The 512-nt window shown below is 44.3% G+C and carries 1 pseudogene; it reads right to left on the bottom strand.

Annotated elements, in window-relative coordinates:
• Positions 1-512: pseudogene (locus tag R7093_RS28280) on the bottom strand (molecular chaperone HtpG); the annotation flags it as partial.

The raw sequence follows: 512 nt of genomic DNA, 5'->3' as shown, positions 1-512 counted from the left end.
ATACGTTGAGCGGCAGGTCGTTTGAATCAATCAAACCACGTACGAAACGTAGATAAGACGGCATAAACTGTTCAGCATCATCCATAATGAACACACGTTGCACGTACAGTTTCAGACCTGACTTATGATCACGATTCATCATATCCCATGGCGCTTTCGATGGGATGTAAAGTAGGCTAGTGTAGTCGTTTTTACCTTCTACGCGGTTGTGGCTCCACACCAACGGATCAGCGAAATCGTGTGAAACGTGTTTGTAGAATTCTTGGTATTCTTCATCTGAGATATCTGCTTTATTACGCGTCCACAACGCTTGAGCTTTGTTGATTTGCTCCCACTTCTTCTCGTCTGTCTCTTTACCGTCTTCATCACGCACTACAGTTTGGATAGAAACAGGAATGCCGATGTGATCCGAGTACTTGCTGATGACATCGCGCAAGCGCCATTCATTTAAGAACTCTTTACCTTCGTCACGCATGTGAAGAATAATGTCGGTACCACGAGATTCTTTAGTG

Source organism: Vibrio sp. 1580, assembly GCF_033340055.1.
The sequence above is the reverse complement of the archived record's forward strand: the minus strand, read 5'-3'. Positions and strand labels throughout refer to the sequence as shown.